This window comes from Methyloceanibacter sp. wino2, from assembly GCF_003071365.1.
Classification (GTDB): domain Bacteria; phylum Pseudomonadota; class Alphaproteobacteria; order Rhizobiales; family Methyloligellaceae; genus Methyloceanibacter.
The window spans coordinates 109,661-127,625 of record NZ_CP028960.1 but is presented as its reverse complement, the minus strand read 5'-3'; the positions used below and the strand labels follow the sequence as shown (position 1 = coordinate 127,625).

The following is a 17,965-nucleotide window of genomic DNA, read 5'->3' as shown; positions in this document are numbered from 1 at the left end:
TTCATCGGGCTTTACGGCTTCCGGGTTTCGCGGCGGGAATCCTGGTCTTGGTCGTACCACCACGTGTCGATCTGGTAACCGTAGAGCGGCGTTTCGTCCGGCCGTCGCAGCTTAGTCCAGCGGGCGACCCATTGATCCGGTAGATAGAACAACGGCACCACATAGTCACCGGACAGGAGAACCCGGTCCAAGGCCCGCACCGCCGAGACGAAATCCTCGCGTGTCTTGGCTTCGAGCATAGCGGCGATCATCGCATCCACCGCCTCGTTCTCGACCCCCGCCAAATTGAACGAGCCTTCCGTCTTGGCCGCTTTGCTGCCCCAACGGAATGACTGTTCGTTGCCGGGCGACAGCGAGGCTCCCCAATAGTTCGGGATCATATCGAATTCGAAGGTCTGCTTGCGGCGCTCATACTGCGCGGAGTCGACCTGGCGGATGCGGACCTCGATTCCGATCCTCTTGAGCGCATCCGCATAGGTGAGGAGCAAGCGTTCCTGCGAGCGGGTGCGCGCCAGAATCTCGAAGGTGAACGGCTCGCCCGTCTCGGCGTTCACCAGCGTACCGTTCCGCAACACATAGCCCGCCTCGCTCAACAGCTTCAGTGCGGCGATGCGGCCCTCGCGGTTCTGGCCGGCCCCTTCGCTCGCCGCGAACGAAAATGTCCCGTCCATGATCTCCGGCTTCACGGCGTCGGGGAAGGGAGCCAGGAGCGCGCGCTCGGTCTCGTCAGCCGGGCGGCCATGCGACGACAGCTCCGAACGGGCGAAATAGCTTTGCGAGTACGCGAAGAGGTCGTGATAGAGCGTCCGGTCGATCCAGGTGTAGTCGAACATACGGATAAGCGCCTGCCGCACGCGCGGATCGGAGAAGATCGGCCGGCGCGTGTTGAAGACGAGGGCCGACATGCCCGCCGGTGTCTCGATCGGCAGGGCTTCAGTCACGACCTTGCCCTGCCGCAGTGCGGGGAAGTCATACCCTTGCGCCCAAAGGTTGGGCGAGAGCTCGTCCCTCAGGTCGACGAGCCCGGACTTGAATGCCTCGAACATGGAACTCGCGTCCCGGAAATAATCGACGCGGATCTCATCGAAATTGTAGCGGCCGCGATTGACCGGCAGGTCGCGCCCCCAATAGTTGGGATCGCGTTTGAAGGTGAGGCTCTTGCCGGGATCGACCGCGTCCACGGTGTAGGGCCCGCTGCCAAGCGGCGGATCGAGCGTGGTTTGCTCGAAGCTCTCTGGCGTCAGGGCATGGCTCGGGAGGATCGGCATTAGCCCCATGATCAGCGGCATTTCCCGGTCCCCGGAGTCGTCGAACGTGAAGCGGACGGAGCGCTCGCCCGTCTTTTCGACCTTCACGACCTTCTTGTAGTAGGAGCGGTGGTTGGGACGCCCGTGGTCCCGGAGGACCGCATGGGAGAAGATGACGTCATCCACCGTAATCGGGGTGCCGTCCGAGAACTTGGCCGCAGGGTTAAGGGTGAATTCGACCCAGGACCGGTCCGGTGGCGTTTCGATGGTTTCGGCGATCAGGCCGTAAAGCGTGAAGGGCTCGTCATAGGCCCGGGCCATCAGGGTCTCGTAGACATACTCGCGCACGCCGTCGCCCGAAACACCCTTCACAATGAACGGATTGAGGTTGTCATAACTGCCTTGTTTGCCGAAACGGGCCCGGCCGCCCTTGGGTGCGGCGGGGTTGGCATAAGGAAAGTTTGAGAAATCGGCATGCTCGAGCGGCTCGCCGTGCATGGCGATTCCGCCTTTGGGGTCCGCCAGGGCTCCTGCAGGGCAGAGCAGGAGTCCCGCGGACAGGAGCAAAATAGGGGCTTTCAACGATGACCTTGGATGGCTATAGATGCCAGCGCGTTACGCTATCGAGCTAAAGGTAACATTCCTAACTAACAAATCTTACGTCGTACCGAATCCTTCCCCAATCTAGATCACCGGAAGGCCGAGACTACGGCAAGCCCGAGACAGCGGTTATAAAGCCACGCCCGCGCCGCATTTCGGGTATTGACCCTAGTTAGGGAGAATGGGCACCGGTAGGGTCGGCGGATCATTGCCGGTCCAAATATAGAGAGAGGAAAGGTCGTTTAATGATCTGGTCCAAGGATCGCTGGAATAGTATTGGCCGCACAGCGGCGCGTCATGTGCTGGGCGCAAGTCTTCTGGTGCTCGGCATCACTTCCGCCAGCGTGCTCGCGATGGCCCAGCAGCCCAATTCCTCCGCAGCACCCAAGCGCGCCCCGGCTGGCGGCGCAGCTGCGCCGGCGGCATCCGCGCAACCCTCTTGGTCAAGCTGTGCGTGAAGAACGAGCAGACTGGCAACAAGCAGATTTGTCTGATCCAACACGAGACCTTCGATCCCAACATGGGCATCGTGATGGTCTATGCGGCCATCCGTACCGTGGAAGGCGATCCCACGAAGCAGTTCATCGTCCGCATGCCGACGGTCTACTCGCTGGTGATGCCGACCGGCGCGCAGGTTGTCGTGGACAAGGAGCAGCCGACCCCGATGCCGTTCTCAGTCTGCTTCCCGGCGAGTTGCCAAGCAGACATGGAACTCACGGACGATCTCCTGGCCAAGATGCGGGCCGGGCAGCAGATGGTCGTCGCGGCGATGAACGTGCAGAAGAAGACCATGGCCTTCCCGGTGCCGTTGACCGGCTTTTCCGCGGCGTTCGATGGTCCGCCCACCGACACCGCTGCCTATGAGCAGCAGCGTCGCCAGACGATCGAAATGTATCGGAAGCGCCAGCAGGAACTCGCCGCCAAGGCCCGTCAGGGGCAAGCCGGTGGCGCCCAGCAGCCTGGTGCAGCTCCGCAGCCCGGCGCAGCGCCGCAGCAATAAGATCAGCGGGCGCTCGAGCCCCGACAACAGAATTTATTGGGCCGCGTAGGATCACCTGCGCGGCCCTTTCTGTGGCTGCTGAGCACCTTAGGCGCGTCGAGCGTCTAATCACGTGAGGAGATGGGACAGCGGAAAACCGCCGGGGATCGGCTCAATGCTCCTGGACGAAGCGGAAACGGAACACGCCGTCCCTCAGGTCCTCGAAGAACTCCGGGATTTGCGGGTGCCGCAATGGCTCGTCGGATTCGTCCGGCAACAGGTTCTGCTCCGAGACGTAGGCCACGTATTCGGTGTCGGCGTTCTCCGCGAGCAGATGGTAGTAGGGCTGGTCCTTTGCCGGCCGAACGTCCTTCGGAATGGACGCATACCACTCTTCCGTATTGGAGAAGGTTGGGTCCACGTCGAAGACGACGCCGCGGAAGGGATAGACCCGGTGGCGGACCACTTGACCGATCTGGAATCGTGCGTTTCGAACCGTGGACATCATCCTACAGATAAGATCGCGGGCACGGCACAGTGTCAACGCGGGACCGCAAGACCTTAGGACCAGCGGCGATTTGACCACATGAACTGTTCGGGGTTCTCGCGGATCCACACTTCGAAATAGCGCTGGATCGCGGCCGTGATGGCCCGAATGTCTTCGGCCTGATTCGTGGTCCGGGGGATCCTGAGCTCGTTGACGTTGACGTCGAAAACCGAGCGGTTGCCGATCCGGACGCAACGGCCGATCCAGATACGGGCACCCACGCGGCGCGCGATCATGGCGGCGATCGGCATGCTCTTCGCCAGATGGCCGAAGAACGGGACCTCGATGCCGTTGCGGTCGTACAAATCCGAGATGAAGCCAAGCCTGCCGCCCTGGCGGACATAGTCCATGATCAGCCTGGCCGTTTTCTGTGTTTCATCATCGCCGGCAGTGCGGCCGCGACCGAAAAGCCCCCCTGGATAAAGGGCTTGGCGCTGCTCGCGCAGATAACGGTCGACATAGGGGTTCTTCACCGAGCGATAGACGCCCGCCGGACGGACGCCGGCGAGGGTCACGGGCCACATGCCGATTTCCCAGTTGCCCATGTGCATGGTCACGATAAGCGCCGGGCCCATCTTGTCCTTGTAGCGCCCGATCCAGTGCCCGTTGGTCACGTGCAGCCGGCTGGGGTCCTTGATGATACGGTCGATGTTCATCGTTTCGACCATCACCCGACCGAGATTGTCCCAGGCGGCAACAGCGATGCGCTCGCGCTCCTCGGGCGACTTCTCGGGAAAGGCGCGCTCCAGATTGGCCAAGGCGCGCTTGTGGCGGCGGTTGCGCTTGCCCAGAACCCGCCAGAAGAAGGCGGAGATATCGCAGGCGGTATCGAGCGGGACGAGACGGACAAGGCCAATCAGAAAGCGAAGCCCGCCATATTCGAGCCGGTACTTGAGATCGGTTGCGAAGGAGGTGTCGAGTGAATTCGCCAAGTGTCAGCCTTCAGTCGTTCGATTGATGCGAGAAGCGCCGGGATGGTTTCGGGGCGGCGTCGGGAAGCGCAACGTCTTGAAGACTCTCCGGAGCAACGTCAAGCAGGCAGGCTGTCGACAGGGCGCATGAGGCGCGGCAGATCAGCGGGCGGTGCCAGTCCGGCCTGCATCACCATCCGCTTCAGGGGTGCGAAGGCGTTGAGCCCGGTCAGAACCGCGCTGCGCGCCAGTTGCACGGGCAGGAGCTTGGTCAGCAGCGAGCGCCCCAAGAGATCGACCCCGACCGTACGCGACAGGACATCGAGCTGACGCGCCTTGGCATATTGGGCGAGGACCGCGGTGCCGCCGGGATCGCGGTCATGGCGCAAGGCATCGGCGACACAATCTGCCAGGGCCGCCGCATCCCGAAGGCCGAGATTGAGCCCCTGAGCGCCGATCGGCGCCATGATATGAGCAGCTTCTCCCACGAGCGCGGTACGGTTCGCCGCCATTTGCTTGGCGGTGAGCCCCGCGACGGGAAAGCTGGCGCGCGGTCCCACGTCCGAGATGACACCGAGGGTCTCGTCGAAGCGCTCTTGCAGGCGGCCTGCGAAGCTTGCCTCGTCGAGACCCATCAACTCTTCGGCTTCCTCCCTGCTGGTGACCCAAACCAGGCTCGACGTGTGTTGATCGGGTGTCGGCACGCTCGTCACCGAACCGCCCTCCCGGTGGAGCTCGGTCGCGACCCCCCGATGGGGCAGGCTGTGGCGAAAGCCGGAGGCAATGGCCGCTTGTTCATAGCGCACGTCCCGCGTCTCGATTTTCGCCGCCTCGCGGCAGATCGAACGGCGACCGTCGGCCCCCGCGATCAGACGGCACGAGAGCTGGTCCCCGGACCGGAACGTCAGCGTGGCCCGATCCGGGCCGAGATCTATTGTTTCGACAGGCTCGGGCGCGAGCCTGGGCAGGACAGCGCGCGCGCGCTCATAGAGGACCGTGTTCAAGGCGGCGTTCGCAATGTTGAAGCCGAAGCTGTCGAGGCCCAGTTCCCGGGCTTCAAATGCGATATCGGGTGAACGAAGCAGGCTGCGGGAGGCATCGACGATCCGGATGGCCGTGAGCGGCGCGGCATTGGGCGCCAGCCGCTCCCACACGCCGAGGCGCTTCAGGAAGTCGACCGAACTCGTCAGCAACGCCGCCGTGCGGGTTTCGGGCCTGGCCGGCGCGGTCGCAGGGGGCGGCGGGCCGGCAAGGGCCACGGCCGCGCCCACGTGGTGGAGCGCTAGCGCGGTCGCGATGCCTGAGGGGCCGGCTCCGACCACGACCACATCGAATATCGGCGTATCCGGCGTCTGCGCACTCATCGTCAATCCTTCCTGTTTCCTGATAGCGCAGCGGGGGCCGGAACGCACGGATCAACATCGGCTGGCGCTGATGCTTGGGCAGGCTTCCCGAACGGCCCAAGGGAGGTCACGGGGCCGGAATCGCGAAGTTGCGATTCCACTTCGCGCAATGCCGTCTAAGTCATTGTCTCAGAGCAGGATTTTCCGGATCTGGCACCGGCGCGCCTATTTCCCGGGCGCCGAAGGTCTTTTGGACTGCGGTAGGGCGAAAAGATCACTGACATCGTGGACTTGGCGAGGCCTGCGACCGGCCGCCGCGGCACATCGCCCGGAAGACAAAAACACAATCCAGAACAGCGCGTTAAAGCGCCCCGGTTCAGAGGGTCGGAAGCTGCTATTCTGCGGCTCGAGGGACCCCCGTGGCCAATGTGCAACAGCCCTGAGTCAAATCCTGGATGTCGCCGGAGTGTCACACACCCGTCATGGCTCGGGAAATAGAACGTTAACCGAGGTTCGCAGGAAGCGGGCTCGCTGATTTTGCTGGGTTCAAGAGGGACAGAACACCTCGGCCTGGCGATGAAGCCACACGGAAAACTTAACTCTATCAGAGTGGAGAGGGGTCATGATCGGGGGACTTAAGAAAGTCGGTCTTACGTTGTTTGCGAGCGCCAGCGCGTTTGCAATTCTTGCTTCGGCAGCGCCGGTTGCCAAAGCGCAGTACATCACCCGGGCGGAGTTCGAGGAATACAAGAAGTCTCAGCCTGTCGTGAAGTGGAAGGGCGCGCCGCAGATTTCGAGCGCTGACGGCAAGTTCAGCTTCAAGGTTCGCGGTCGCTTGCAGGTCGATTACGACTCGATCGACCAGGATGAGCCGATCACCGGCGATCCGGACATCAACGATTGGGAAGCGCGCCGCGCGCGTCTCGGCGTTGAAGGCAAGATCTGGTACGACTGGAAGTACAAGTTCGAAATCGACTTCGCCGGCAACGACACGGACATCAAGGACGCTTACATCGCCTACGCTGGTTTCAGCGATTGGAACAACCTTGAGATCCTGTTCGGTCAGTTCAAGATCGCCAACTCCCTCGAGGGTATGACCAGCTCGCGCTTCATCACCTTCATGGAGCGGGCCTTCTTCATCGAGGCCTTCGAAGCCGAGCCTCGTGCTCTCGGTGTCGGCATCCACGCCGGTAGCGACGATGACTTCGGTTGGTCGTTCCAGTCGAGCTACAACGGTCCGAACATCGGCGACGATGGTGTTTGGGATGACGGCCCGTCGATTTGGGCTGTCCGCGGTACGGTCGCTCCCGTCAACACCGACGAAGCGGTCGTTCACTTGGGCGCCAGCTATCGCAGCCGCAACAACGGTACCGAGGAAGGCGTTACGGCCCTCTACGACTACCAGTCTCGTGCCGGTCTTCACCTGTCCGACCGTTTTGTTGAGGCGGACGCGATCGGTGAATCCGACCAGTACTGGGGTCTTGAAGGTGCCGCCGTGTGGCGCCGCTTCTCGGTCCAGGGTGAATACGCCGAGCTGACGCCGGACGTGCCGCAGTACTACAAGAGCATGTCGACCCGCAGCCTGAACCCTGACTACAACGGCTGGTACGTCTTCGGCAGCATGTTCCTGACCGACGACATGCGGAACTACGAAGCCGACAAGGGTGAATTCGGCCGCGTGAAGCCCAACAATCCCTTCGACCTGAAGAACGGTGGCTGGGGTGCCTGGGAAATCGCCGGCCGCTGGGATAGCGTGGACATCGGCTCCGATGCCTCTGCCTTGCTCGCTGCGGGCGCAGACTGTGTCGAGTGCGGTGAGCAGGAAGGCTGGACCATCGCTCTGAACTGGTACCCGACCGCTTACACCCGCCTGATGTTCAACGTCATCGGAACCGACGTTGGCGGTGAGTTCAACGACAACGACGGTGCCGACATCAGCGGCTTCGGTATGCGCGGTCAGATCGACTGGTAAGTCGGACGATCTGATAGCGAGAACATCCCCTTTCGCCAGACTGCCGCCGCCCTTGTCCCGGGCGGCGGCCTTTTCTTCGGGGAAGGGCTGATAGAGCGAGGCCCGCCGGTTTGACCGGTGGGCCTTTCTCGTTTGCCGGCGTCACGCCGGAGCACCGGTGCCGGTCTTCCGAAACGGGCAATAGACCGACTACGGTAATCTGCGTTATGCAGGACTCCGGGGTGCAACGGACGCGACGCCAGTCGGACCTTCATGACGCTTGTGGAATTTCTCACTGATCCGCATGTCTGGGCGAGCTTCTTGGCCTTGAGTGCGATGGAGATCGTGCTCGGCATCGACAATGTCGTGTTCATCTCCGTGATGGTGCAGCGGCTCCCGCCGGAGCAACAGCTCACCGCACGCCGTATCGGCCTGATGCTGGCGCTGGTGTTCCGCGTCATCATGCTCGGCTTCCTCACCTGGTTCATCCATATGACCACGCCGATCTTCACGGTGGGGGAGTACGACTTTTCATGGCGTGATCTCATCCTTCTCGCAGGCGGGTTGTTCCTCCTGGTGAAGGGCACCCGCGAGATCCATGAAGGCATCGAGGGGAGCGGCGGCGAGAACGGATCGGGACCCATCGCGGCCTCGATGACCGCGGCGGTCGTGCAGATCGCCGTTATCGATCTCGTCTTCTCGGTGGACTCGATCATCACGGCCGTGGGCATGGCGGACCACATCGAGGTAATGGTCGCGGCCGTGGTCGTGGCCATCGCCGTCATGTATGTCGCCTCGGGACCGGTGGCCGCTTTTATCGAGCGCCATCCGACGACCAAGATGCTGGCCTTGTCCTTCCTGCTGCTCATCGGCGCCGCACTCGTGGCCGATGCCTTCCACTTCCACATTCCGCGCGGCTACATCTACTTCGCGATGGCGTTCTCCGCGGGAGTCGAGTTCATCAACGTGCTGGCGAGCAAGAAGCGGCGGACGATCGAGGGCGAGAACGACTCGCCGAAGCCGCCGCCGGAGGCCTGAGGCGAGGCGTTGCTGCAAAGCCACGCCGTTGCGGTGGCGGGCGAGGGCGATCGGCAGTACAATCGGCCTCACCCCGGTGGGTATTGTGGACAAGCAGAGCGCTGCTAGGAAACTGTTACATCCGCCCGGTACGCCATTCGGACACGCATATTGGTTGCACTGCGCATTTTTTAGTCGCACCGCACAAAATATCGCGTTGAGCCGATTGCCTTTCCCGTAGTACGCAGAGTCGCGAAATGACAATTCCGGAGCACATAGAGATTCTGCGTCGCGGCCCCCGCGTTTGGAACGCGTGGCGTGCCGAGAACCCGTCGATCGTGCCCGATCTCGAGGGCATCGCCCTGAGCATCGGCGACCGGCAGTTGGGCCCGATGAACGGCGGGCCGATCAATCTGTCGAGGGCGCTTCTGGCCGACGCGACGCTCTATTTCGCCACGCTGACCGGGGCGGATATGCGCGGCACGGACCTGACGAACGCGGACTTGCGCGGAGCGCGGCTCGAGGGCGTCGACCTGACCGGCGCGGACTTGGCGGGCGCGAATCTGGACGGCGCGAACTTGTCCGGCGCGGTGCTCAAAGCCGCAAATCTCAGCGGCGCCAGTCTTGCCGACGTCCGCGATTTGACGACCGATCAGATCGGCGAGGCCGAGGGGAACCTCGGCACGGTTCTTCCCCAGGAACTGCAGCGTCCGGCACTGTGGAGCGTCGGCCAAGGCATCCTCCACATCGAGACGGCACGCGACGCGGTCGAGGAGGAGGCCTACGAGGCCCCCGCAGCCGAGGCGCCTGCGGAACCGGCGCGCATGTCGTTCTACGCAGCACCGGAACCGGAAGAGACGTACCAGCCGGAAGAGACCCCTGAACCGGAACCGGCTGCTTACGTCGAGCCCGAACCGGAGCCGGAGCCGGAGCCCGTTCAAGCGGCGCCCGTCGAGACGACGGTGTTCTCACCGGCACCCGCGCTGCCCAAGGTGGAAGCCAGTCGGCCCCAGCCTGCGCCGGAACGTTTCGAGCCTCAGCGGGCTGTGATGCGGTCGAACGGCCACGACACACAGGGCAATGAGCCCGGCGACAACGAGAACAAGCACGTCTCATGGCTCGTGGGCGGTCCTCGGCGCGCCGGCAGGCCGGCCCGCAACTGGCGCGATCGCGCCTAGGCACCCGCCGCGTGGCGCGTTTCCATCTCATCTCATTGGTTTTCGCGGCGCTCGTCCCGCTCGGGTTTGCGTCAACGCCGGCGCACGCCGAAGAGCCGGTTGCCGCGGAAGAGCCTGCCTTCGACGCGCGCCTGTCCGGCTACGCATATCCCTTCGACGTCCAGACTCTGGCGCTGAAGAACCAGCGCCAAGACCTTGAAATGGCGTACATGTACCTGCCGGCGAAAGGGGACGCGCCGACCGTGGTCTTGCTGCACGGCAAGAACTTCAACGGGGCCTACTGGGGCCGGACGGCCGAGTTTCTCGCGGCCCGCGGCTACGGCGTGCTGATGCCCGATCAGATCGGCTTCGGGAAATCCTCCAAGCCGACGTCGTATCAGTACAGCTTCAATCAGCTTGCCGCGAACACCGCTGCCCTGATGGACGATCTCAGAATTGATAAGGCCGTCATTGTCGGCCATTCCATGGGCGGGATGCTCGCTGCGCGTTTCGCGCTCGCCTACCCCGAGCGGACTGAGCGCCTCGTGCTCGTCAATCCGATCGGGCTCGAGGACTATCTTGACTACACGACCTATCCGGACATCGCCGCCGCTTTCGAGCGCGAGAAGGGCCTGACCGGTGCCGATATCGTCGCGTACCAGCGCAAGAACTATTACGACGGCGCCTGGAGCGATGCGTACGACGCGCTGACGATACCGTTGCGCGGTTGGATCAACGGGCCGGACTCCGAGCAGCTCGCCTACGTGTCGGCGCTGACTTACGACATGATCCTGACCCAGCCGGTGATCGACGACTTCGAACTGCTTGCGGTTCCGACCACGCTGATCATCGGCACACGGGACCGCACGGGCCCGAACAGGGCCAACAAGCGGCCGGGCGTCACGCGTGAATTGGGCCGCTATGACCGGCTCGGCAAGGAAGCCGCGTCACGCATCCCGAACGCTCAACTGATCGAACTCGACGGGCTCGGGCACCTTCCGCAGATCGAGGACTTCGATCGTTTCAAGGATGCGCTGCTCCAAGCGCTCGGTGCGGATTAGTAGCGCTTTCCGGCCCGGAGAAGGGGCTTCGCTCTCCAGTTGTCGTCCATCCGCCGCAGAACCTCTACGTCGTCGATTTGTCATGAGTCGGTGCCACGTTTAGATTTTGTCTAAAGGGGCAACGACGATGACAAAGTCGGCAGCAAAGAACTTGTTCGCCTTCTTTGAAGGCGACCCGGAACAGGCTGATCGCGCCGTATTCGGCCGTGAGTCGTATCCCGACCGTCGCGGCTTCCTAGGCGGCGCTGGACTTGCGGCCATGGGTGCCATGCTTGGCGCCGCGATCCCCTTCCACCGAAACATGCCCGCGGGGTTTGTTCCGGTAGCCTTGGCGGACACCGACCTCCTGCAAGGCAAGGATGGTCTCGTCCTGTTGAACGACCGGCCGATCAACGCCGAGACCCCGCCGCATCTCCTGGACTCGCCCATCACCTCCAACGAACATTTCTTCGTGCGGAATAATGGGAACGTGCCGCCCGACACCAGCGCGGATGGCTGGGAGCTGACAATCGACGGTTGGGTGGACACTCCCCTGAAGCTCACGATCGCGGACCTCAAGGAGCAATTCGAGGTGGTGAAGCTCGCGCTCGTGATCGAGTGCGGAGGCAACGGCCGGTTCTTCTTCTACCCGCCGGCCGGCGGGAACCAATGGACGTATGGAGCGGTGGGGTGCGCTTACTTCACGGGCGTGCGGCTGCGCGACGTGCTGAAGAAAGCCGGCGTGAAGAAGGGCGTCATCTACACGGCCCATGAAGGGGCCGATCCGCATCTTTCGGGAGATCCTGCCAGGCTGCCGATCTCCCGCGGGCTGACGATCGAAAAGGCGATGGCGGACGATGTTCTCATCGCCTTCGAGATGAACGAGACGGAAATGCCGGTTCTGAACGGGCGTCCCTTGCGCCTGGTCGTGTCCGGCTGGCCGGGGTCGTGTTCGCAAAAATGGCTGACCCGCATCTGGCTGCGTGACGTGGTGCATGACGGGCCGAAGATGGGCGGCACGTCTTACCGCGTGCCGCGCTATCCCGTGGCGCCCGGTCAAGACGTGCCCGAGGAGGATTTCGACATCATCATGCGGATGCCCGTCAAATCGCTCATCACCAATCCCGCCACCAAGTCCGATGTCTCGGATAAAGCCGTCGACGTGCGCGGCCATGCCTGGTCCGGCGATCGCACGATCGAAAAGGTGGACGTGTCGATCGACTTTGGCGCGAGTTGGATGACGACGGAGCTCGCACCGCCGGTCAATTTCGGCGCCTGGCAGAATTGGAAGAAGACCGTCACCTTCCCGCAAGCGGGCTATTACGAGATCTGGTCGCGCGCCACCGATAGCGCGGGCGCCACGCAGCCCTACGCGGTGGGATGGAACCCGAAAGGCTACCTCAACAATTCAATGCACCGCGTGGCCGTCAATGTGGCCTAGCCCGATCGCCCCCTCCCGACTGTTGGCTGCGCTCGTCTGCTGGGGCGTTCTGTTCGCGGGGCTGGGGTGTGGCGGCTCGAACGCCCAAACCCTGGATGACCGTCTTGCCAAGGCGAACCCCGCGAAGGGGAAAGAGGTCTTCGTGCGTTGTGGGACCTGCCACACGGTCGAGGAGGGCGGCCCAACGAAGATCGGGCCCAATCTATGGAGCGTCATCAACCGGCCTGTGGCGAGCGTGGACGGGTTCGCCTACAGCGAGGCCTTGGAAGATTTCGGCGGTAACTGGGAACCGGAACGGCTCGACAGCTTTCTTGCCGATCCCGCCGGCACGATTTCCGGGACCCGCATGATGGTTCCCGGCGTTACGGACGCCGCCGAGCGCGCCGACCTGATCGCCTATCTCAACCAGAACAGCGCCAACCCGCTGCCGATCGGTCTGGATCCGGAACTTGCCGAGGCGGAAGCCGCGGCCTCGGACGCCGACAAGAAGCGGGACTTCGGATTGATGGTCGATGCGCCCGGTGTCGAAACGACTTACGCGGTGTGCACGGCGTGTCATTCGGAGATGATCATCGTACAGCAGGGCAAGTCACGCGCGCACTGGGACAAGGCCATTACGTGGATGATCGAAAAGCAGGGTATGCCGACACCGTCCGACGAGGATCGCGACGTGATCCTCGATTACCTTGCAGCCAACTATAACGTCGATCGGCCGAACTTTCCGCAGCGGTAAGGGCAGGAGTTGCCGTTACCCCGCCAGATCGAACGCGGGCGCGTAGTGGATCTCGCCGCTCGGCGTGCCTCCAGCGAAAACGATCCGCTGAATATAGCGCGTCGGCAGATCGCCATAGCGCAGCGCGCCGTCGCTCTCGAAACCGAACCGGCCATAGAAGCAGGGGTCGCCGAGCACCACACAGCCGGCGGCGCCGTTCTTGCGCAAGTCGTCGAGGCCGCGATTGACCAGTGCCGAGCCGGCGCCTTGCCTCTGATGGCCCGGTTCAACCGCGAGCGGCCCAAGGCCGAACCAATCTCCATGCGTGCCATCGATGACTACCGGCGAAAAAGCGATATGGCCGACGACGGTCTCGGCAATTTCGGCGACCAGGGAGAGTGTCATGTCTCCGCTCGCCCGTAACGCGCGCACGATCGCCGCTTCGGCATGATTGGCGTGGGAACCGGACGCAAAGGCGCCATCCACGACGCGATCGATTGCGGCTTCGTCCGTAGGGACTTCAGGGCGGATCTTCATGACGGAGGTAGAATAAGGGCAGCGACCCCGGAGTCCGAGGCTTCGCGCTGCCCTACCGCTTCTTGGACTGCTCGTCTTCCTCGGCGATCCGTCGAATGCGCTCCTCTTCGACGAGGCGCTCCAGATTCTTTTCGACGGCTTTGGACGATTCGTTCAGAGAGGCGGCCCGTTTGCGTCGCGCGCTTTCCCGGGCGAGAAAGGCTTCTAACTTCAAGTCTCTGTTTTTCTTGTCATTTTCCATAAAACGTCCTTAGGCCGACAGGCGTTCGAAACACGCCCGGCGGATTGTCGTCGAGAAAGATGACAGTTGGATGCAAGTCGCGGCCGCTCGAGGGTTTGCGCTGATCCGTATTCGGGGCCTGTGCGTACCAGGGGGGCAGATCAACACCGGAGCAAGCCATGTTGAGATCGATTTATGTTGCTGGCGCAGTCGTCGGCACCGCCATGTTCGGACTGGCGGCCAGCGCCGCGGCGCAGTCGCTCGAGCGCGCCATGGCCACCTATTATCGAGGGGACTACCCGGAGGCCATGCAGGCCATGACGCCGTTTGCGGAGGACGGCGACAGGCACGCGCAATATCTGATCGGGTACATGCACGAGCGGGGGCAGGGCGTTCCGCAGGACTATGCGGAAGCCGCTAAGTGGTATGCGCAAGCCGCCGAGCTCGGTCATCCCTTCGCGCAGAACAATCTCGGGGTCCTCTACAAACACGGCCGGGGCGTGCCGAAGGATGTGGTCGCCGCCTATGCCTGGTTCGGACTGGCCACCGAGGGCTACCAGGCCGCCGAGTTCGGACATCGCGAGCGTGCGCTGGCGAACCAGCAGGACATCGCCGTTCAGATGTCCGGAGAACAACTCACCGAGGCGAAGAAGCGCATGCAGGAGCATCGCGCCAACGATCCCGGACTTCCCGAATATCGTCCGCCGAATGTCCGCTGAGACGGTGCGGCCCCGCGCCCCAGCCGGGTCACAGTTGGTGCTTAGGTCTCGGTGGCGATTCGAATAGACCGCCCGAGGTCCTTGGATATGACTGCGAACAATGAGCCCGTCCTGCATTTCTTCGTCGGGAAGATCGGTGCGGGCAAGTCGACGCTCGCGGTGGAACTGGGCCGGGAGCCCAACACGGTGGTCGTGAGCGAAGATGAGTGGCTCTCCACTCTGTTCGGCGAGGAGATAGCCTCCATCGAGGACTATCTCAGATGCTCATACCGGTTACGCGCGGTCCTGGCGCCGCATCTGATCGCCCTGCTGCGCGCGGGCCTCAATGTCGTCGCGGACTTCCAAGCCAACACGATCGAAGCGCGCCTGTGGATGCGGGAGATCTTCAAGAACGCAGGCTGCGCTCATCGTCTGCATTTTCTGGATGTTCCGGACGAGGTATGCCGCGCGCGTCTGCGCCGGCGCAACGCCGAAGGGGCGCACCCGTTCGCGGCAACCGACGAGCAGTTCGACAGGATCACGCGCCACTTCGTAGCGCCGTCCGAGGACGAGCCCTTCGACGTGGTTGTGCACCAGTACACAGAGGAAAACACCGAGTAGGCGACTTGATGTCGCCTACTGCGGCTGTCGGATCAGAAGCTGAGCCTTAGACGGGCTCCGAAGCCTTCACGTCCTTCTCGTACGTCTCGTAAACGATGACGGGAATGCCGAGGTCGCCCAGATGGCTCTCGATGAGCGGCTCGACCTCTTCCCACGTCAGACCGCCGACGCCCGTTGCGAGCTTGGGCAGCGCCACGGAGGAGATGTTCTCCTTCTCGAGAATGGCGCGCAGCTCTTTCAGAGCGTGACTGACGTTATGCGCGGTCGCCTTGCCGGGATGAGTCTTTTCGTCGGGCGCGGGCTCCTGCGTCATCAGGTTGATGACGACCCGCTCGGGGCCGGCCCAGAGCCAGGCGTGCCCCGGCTTCGGGTTGTCCTGGTGGCAGTAGTGGCGAAAATCCTTGGCCATGGCCGGATGCCGCTCGCGGAGTGCCAAGGCCAGGCCCTGGTTGAAATGATCGTGGGGGGCGACGCCGTGGGCAATGGCCTGGGCATCACTCAAAAGGATGTCGCCGCGAACTTTCGTGATCAATTTGGTACCTCGTGACATGGGGAGATCGGGCGAACCGCCCGAGAGCGTTAAAGTAGGAGTTGCGGCTCGGCCGAACTTTGCGCCTGATCAATGAGGCCTGGCGGGGCAACAGTCAATCGGGTGGCGGACGCGCGCCAGACCTTCAGATGCGGTTTACCCATCACCTATTCGTAACTTGAATCCGCCCAGAGCCGTCCAATAATCGCGGGTGTTCCTGACTCCCGTCAGGAACCTCACATTGGGAGGAGTATGATGAAAACTCTAGTGATCCTATCTGGCGTCGCTGTGTTGATGACGACCGGCTACGCGTCGGCTGCAACCATGTCCTCCGGACGCCCCTCGGCGGTCCTGAGCCGCGACGACTGCAAGGCGGTCTGGAAGGCTGCGGTGCCGTCCGGCCGGCACCTCGACAGGGCCGATGCAGCCCCCTGGATCGTCAATTTCAAGCTTGCGGACGGTCCCGATCAAGACGGTCAGATATCGAAACGCGAGTTCAAGAAGGCCTGCTCGAAGGGCCTAGTCAAAGGCACCGTTCTTCGGGGTGGCAACTAGCGCGCGATTCCGTCGAACGTCGTTAGCCTAGAACATTGGCGGGCCAGGGAGTGGCGTTCCCCGGCCCGTTGCATTGCCGGGGCCGGCGGCCAGACGTCGGCAGAGACGTAGGCGGAGTGCCCACCGTCCTGACGACGACCTGCAAGACAGATGGTGAGCCGGGTGCATGGCGGAGGGGGTGGGATTCGAACCCACGAGACGGTCGCCCGCCTGCCGGTTTTCAAGACCGGTGCCTTCAACCACTCGGCCACCCCTCCGGAAAGTCCGCCCGCTGTGTCTTGCGCTCGAGACCGAAGCGCGGTCTCCTTGCGAGTCGGAGGCACACATTCCTTCATGACGTCATGAACCGCAAGTCCAGCGAAACCGGCGAAGCCGCGCCAGCCGACAATGGCAGCTCGAGCAAGCCGGAGCCTGCCCCCGAGCGCCACGGCGAGCACAAATACCGCCGGACCAGAGCATTCGGGCGGATCGTCAAGGACGTCGGGATCAGCACCGGCCGGGATCACCTGTCCGTGGTCTCGGCGGGGTGTGCGTACTACGCGCTGTTCGCGATCTTTCCGGCGCTGACAGCGTCGATCTCGCTCTACGGCCTCACGGCCAATCCAGAGAATGTGGAGCGGCAGTTCGACATCTTCCAGACCGTGCTGCCGCCCGAGGCTTATGCGATCGTGCTCGATCAGATCAAACGCATCGCCGAGACGTCCGGTCAGACCCTGGGCTGGGGTTTCGCGGCGGGACTTTTCGTCGCGCTCTGGAGTGCGAACCATGCCACGCAAGCAATGTTCTCGGCACTGAACATCGCCTATGGCCAGCCGGAGCGGCGCGGCATCGTGCACTTCTATCTCGCGGCTGTCGGATACACGTTCATCGCCATTGTCGGCGTCACGGCCATGCTGTTCGCCATCATCTCCGTACCGCTGCTGTTCGAGAACACGGGGCACCCGCATGTCTTTCAAACGGCGGTCACCTATTTGCGATGGCCGGTGTTCTTTCTGCTGACGTTGTTCCTGCTGGCGCTGGTCTACCGCTTCGGCCCAAGCCATGAAGACCCGCAGTGGCACTGGGTGACGCCGGGCTCCATCTTCGCGACGGCGGTCTGGCTGCTCGCGTCGTTGGGCTTCTCGTATTACGTCTCGAACTTCGCCAACTACGGCAAGATGTACGGATCGCTCGGCGCCGTGATCATCCTGCTTTTCTGGCTCTATATCTCGTTTTACATCGTCCTGATCGGAGCGGAGATCAACGCGGCCGTCGAGCGGGAAACAGGCGCGCGGCCCGCAGGCGCCGATTCAGGAACGGACAGAAAAACTGTTTCGCAGCATGGTTCCTGATCGGGTTTAGACGAAACAGTCCACAGAATTTCTTTGCGGGATCTCTATCGTTCCTCCGGGGACAATCGGCAGCGGATCGCTTATGCTTGGCCCACCGGACGTCGCGCAAATGCGCTTAACTGGGGGAGGTCAGACTAAGAGCCATGGATCCTGTACTTCTGAATCCGTTGATTGCACTAGTCGCGGGTGTTCTCATTTTGCTGATGCCCAGAATTCTCAACTATGTCGTTGCGATCTACCTGATCGCCATTGGCATCATCGGTCTTGCACAGCACCTGCAATAGTTTAGCAGCAGTAACGACAGATTGAAGAGGCGAAAAGCATCCTTATTGCTAGGGTGCTTTTCCACTCTTTGAGACTCGGACAGACGAACTGCGCTCTGGAACCGGCTGTCGGCATCGCCTATATTTTTCGTTCAACCGAATCTGAGGCCGAGTAGGGTGCCGGCCAGGATCGGCTGGACGTTACTCAGGACGTTACACAGTCTGTTCGAGGGCGACGGGCGCTCAGCGCGCCAAGCTGCGCGAGT

19 protein-coding genes and 1 tRNA gene are annotated in these 17,965 nt (G+C 62.6%); 12 read left to right on the top strand and 8 right to left on the bottom strand.

The window, feature by feature from the left end; genetic code table 11:
• Positions 1-11 precede the first annotated feature (11 nt).
• On the bottom strand, positions 12-1,745 hold the full coding sequence (locus DCY11_RS00660) for an extracellular solute-binding protein (RefSeq protein WP_108680618.1): 1,734 nt from the start codon (positions 1,743-1,745) through the stop codon (positions 12-14).
• A 556-nt stretch (positions 1,746-2,301) separates the two neighbouring features.
• On the opposite strand from DCY11_RS00660, the gene DCY11_RS00655 reads away from it, so the two are divergent.
• Positions 2,302-2,847 (top strand): invasion associated locus B family protein, encoded by a 546-nt coding sequence (locus DCY11_RS00655; protein WP_159079705.1) that lies wholly within the window; start codon positions 2,302-2,304, stop codon positions 2,845-2,847.
• A 151-nt stretch (positions 2,848-2,998) separates the two neighbouring features.
• Here DCY11_RS00655 and hspQ read toward each other — a convergent pair whose 3' ends face one another.
• The 3 genes from hspQ to DCY11_RS00640 all read right to left on the bottom strand — a co-directional run bounded on the left by hspQ (position 2,999) and on the right by DCY11_RS00640 (position 5,648).
• Positions 2,999-3,331, bottom strand: a complete 333-nt coding sequence (gene hspQ, locus DCY11_RS00650) for a heat shock protein HspQ (RefSeq protein ID WP_108683603.1) — start codon at positions 3,329-3,331, stop codon at positions 2,999-3,001.
• Between the two features lie 56 nt (positions 3,332-3,387).
• On the bottom strand, positions 3,388-4,305 hold the full coding sequence (locus DCY11_RS00645; protein WP_108680614.1) for a lysophospholipid acyltransferase family protein: 918 nt from the start codon (positions 4,303-4,305) through the stop codon (positions 3,388-3,390).
• A gap of 98 nt (positions 4,306-4,403) precedes the next feature.
• Entirely contained in the window at positions 4,404-5,648 is a 1,245-nt protein-coding gene (locus DCY11_RS00640; protein ID WP_108680611.1) for an FAD-dependent monooxygenase, read from the bottom strand.
• 601 nt (positions 5,649-6,249) lie between these two features.
• Between DCY11_RS00640 and DCY11_RS00635 the strand changes: the two genes are divergently transcribed.
• From DCY11_RS00635 to DCY11_RS00610, 6 genes are all read left to right on the top strand, one after another.
• Positions 6,250-7,599 carry an OprO/OprP family phosphate-selective porin gene (locus DCY11_RS00635; RefSeq protein WP_108680609.1) on the top strand — a complete coding sequence of 450 codons (1,350 nt, stop codon included), beginning with the start codon at positions 6,250-6,252 and terminating at the stop codon, positions 7,597-7,599.
• A 252-nt stretch (positions 7,600-7,851) separates the two neighbouring features.
• Positions 7,852-8,616, top strand: a complete 765-nt coding sequence (locus DCY11_RS00630) for a TerC family protein (protein WP_108680607.1) — start codon at positions 7,852-7,854, stop codon at positions 8,614-8,616.
• A gap of 236 nt (positions 8,617-8,852) precedes the next feature.
• The gene (locus DCY11_RS15725; RefSeq protein WP_108680605.1) at positions 8,853-9,773 is read left to right on the top strand and encodes a pentapeptide repeat-containing protein; all 921 of its coding nucleotides are present in this window, start codon (positions 8,853-8,855) and stop codon (positions 9,771-9,773) included.
• A gap of 11 nt (positions 9,774-9,784) precedes the next feature.
• On the top strand, positions 9,785-10,813 hold the full coding sequence (locus DCY11_RS00620) for an alpha/beta fold hydrolase (RefSeq protein ID WP_245409405.1): 1,029 nt from the start codon (positions 9,785-9,787) through the stop codon (positions 10,811-10,813).
• A gap of 127 nt (positions 10,814-10,940) precedes the next feature.
• A complete protein-coding gene (locus DCY11_RS00615) occupies positions 10,941-12,233 on the top strand; it encodes a sulfite oxidase (RefSeq protein WP_108680602.1) in 1,293 nt (430 codons plus the stop codon).
• Positions 12,234-12,255: 22 nt separating this feature from the next.
• The gene (locus tag DCY11_RS00610) at positions 12,256-12,966 is read left to right on the top strand and encodes a cytochrome c family protein (RefSeq protein ID WP_159079704.1); all 711 of its coding nucleotides are present in this window, start codon (positions 12,256-12,258) and stop codon (positions 12,964-12,966) included.
• A 15-nt stretch (positions 12,967-12,981) separates the two neighbouring features.
• On the opposite strand, the gene DCY11_RS00605 is transcribed toward DCY11_RS00610, so the two are convergent.
• The gene (locus DCY11_RS00605; RefSeq protein ID WP_108680598.1) at positions 12,982-13,482 is read right to left on the bottom strand and encodes a GNAT family N-acetyltransferase; all 501 of its coding nucleotides are present in this window, start codon (positions 13,480-13,482) and stop codon (positions 12,982-12,984) included.
• 52 nt (positions 13,483-13,534) lie between these two features.
• Positions 13,535-13,723: a hypothetical protein gene (locus DCY11_RS00600; protein ID WP_108680596.1), complete on the bottom strand. Its 189-nt coding sequence runs from the start codon at positions 13,721-13,723 to the stop codon at positions 13,535-13,537.
• A 158-nt stretch (positions 13,724-13,881) separates the two neighbouring features.
• On the opposite strand from DCY11_RS00600, the gene DCY11_RS00595 reads away from it, so the two are divergent.
• Together DCY11_RS00595 and DCY11_RS00590 are read left to right on the top strand one after the other, a co-directional pair.
• A complete protein-coding gene (locus DCY11_RS00595) occupies positions 13,882-14,421 on the top strand; it encodes a tetratricopeptide repeat protein (protein ID WP_108680594.1) in 540 nt (179 codons plus the stop codon).
• A gap of 87 nt (positions 14,422-14,508) precedes the next feature.
• Positions 14,509-15,021 carry an ATP-binding protein gene (locus tag DCY11_RS00590; RefSeq protein WP_108680591.1) on the top strand — a complete coding sequence of 171 codons (513 nt, stop codon included), beginning with the start codon at positions 14,509-14,511 and terminating at the stop codon, positions 15,019-15,021.
• A 46-nt stretch (positions 15,022-15,067) separates the two neighbouring features.
• On the opposite strand, the gene DCY11_RS00585 is transcribed toward DCY11_RS00590, so the two are convergent.
• Positions 15,068-15,553 carry a macro domain-containing protein gene (locus DCY11_RS00585; protein WP_174202125.1) on the bottom strand — a complete coding sequence of 162 codons (486 nt, stop codon included), beginning with the start codon at positions 15,551-15,553 and terminating at the stop codon, positions 15,068-15,070.
• Positions 15,554-15,802: 249 nt separating this feature from the next.
• Here DCY11_RS00585 and DCY11_RS00580 point away from each other — a divergent pair, with 249 nt between their 5' ends.
• Positions 15,803-16,105 carry an EF-hand domain-containing protein gene (locus DCY11_RS00580; RefSeq protein ID WP_159079702.1) on the top strand — a complete coding sequence of 101 codons (303 nt, stop codon included), beginning with the start codon at positions 15,803-15,805 and terminating at the stop codon, positions 16,103-16,105.
• 167 nt (positions 16,106-16,272) lie between these two features.
• Here the strand turns inward: DCY11_RS00580 and DCY11_RS00575 are convergent.
• Positions 16,273-16,362 (bottom strand) — tRNA-Ser (locus DCY11_RS00575).
• An 84-nt stretch (positions 16,363-16,446) separates the two neighbouring features.
• Here DCY11_RS00575 and DCY11_RS00570 point away from each other — a divergent pair.
• Together DCY11_RS00570 and DCY11_RS00565 are read left to right on the top strand one after the other, a co-directional pair.
• Positions 16,447-17,436, top strand: coding sequence for a YihY/virulence factor BrkB family protein (locus tag DCY11_RS00570; RefSeq protein WP_108680584.1), 990 nt, complete (start codon positions 16,447-16,449; stop codon positions 17,434-17,436).
• 143 nt (positions 17,437-17,579) lie between these two features.
• A complete protein-coding gene (locus DCY11_RS00565; RefSeq protein ID WP_083241608.1) occupies positions 17,580-17,720 on the top strand; it encodes a DUF3096 domain-containing protein in 141 nt (46 codons plus the stop codon).
• The last annotated feature ends 245 nt before the right edge of the window (positions 17,721-17,965 follow it).

Coding starts and splice junctions, on each gene's coding strand:
- DCY11_RS00660 (WP_108680618.1), bottom strand. CDS start 1,745: ATGCACGGCGAGCCGCTCGAGCATGCCGATTTCTCAAACTTTCCTTAT.
- hspQ (WP_108683603.1), bottom strand. CDS start 3,331: ATGTCCACGGTTCGAAACGCACGATTCCAGATCGGTCAAGTGGTCCGC.
- DCY11_RS00640 (WP_108680611.1), bottom strand. CDS start 5,648: ATGAGTGCGCAGACGCCGGATACGCCGATATTCGATGTGGTCGTGGTC.
- DCY11_RS00635 (WP_108680609.1), top strand. CDS start 6,250: ATGATCGGGGGACTTAAGAAAGTCGGTCTTACGTTGTTTGCGAGCGCC.
- DCY11_RS00630 (WP_108680607.1), top strand. CDS start 7,852: ATGACGCTTGTGGAATTTCTCACTGATCCGCATGTCTGGGCGAGCTTC.
- DCY11_RS15725 (WP_108680605.1), top strand. CDS start 8,853: ATGACAATTCCGGAGCACATAGAGATTCTGCGTCGCGGCCCCCGCGTT.
- DCY11_RS00615 (WP_108680602.1), top strand. CDS start 10,941: ATGACAAAGTCGGCAGCAAAGAACTTGTTCGCCTTCTTTGAAGGCGAC.
- DCY11_RS00605 (WP_108680598.1), bottom strand. CDS start 13,482: ATGAAGATCCGCCCTGAAGTCCCTACGGACGAAGCCGCAATCGATCGC.
- DCY11_RS00600 (WP_108680596.1), bottom strand. CDS start 13,723: ATGGAAAATGACAAGAAAAACAGAGACTTGAAGTTAGAAGCCTTTCTC.
- DCY11_RS00595 (WP_108680594.1), top strand. CDS start 13,882: ATGTTGAGATCGATTTATGTTGCTGGCGCAGTCGTCGGCACCGCCATG.
- DCY11_RS00590 (WP_108680591.1), top strand. CDS start 14,509: ATGACTGCGAACAATGAGCCCGTCCTGCATTTCTTCGTCGGGAAGATC.
- DCY11_RS00580 (WP_159079702.1), top strand. CDS start 15,803: ATGATGAAAACTCTAGTGATCCTATCTGGCGTCGCTGTGTTGATGACG.
- DCY11_RS00570 (WP_108680584.1), top strand. CDS start 16,447: ATGAACCGCAAGTCCAGCGAAACCGGCGAAGCCGCGCCAGCCGACAAT.
- DCY11_RS00565 (WP_083241608.1), top strand. CDS start 17,580: ATGGATCCTGTACTTCTGAATCCGTTGATTGCACTAGTCGCGGGTGTT.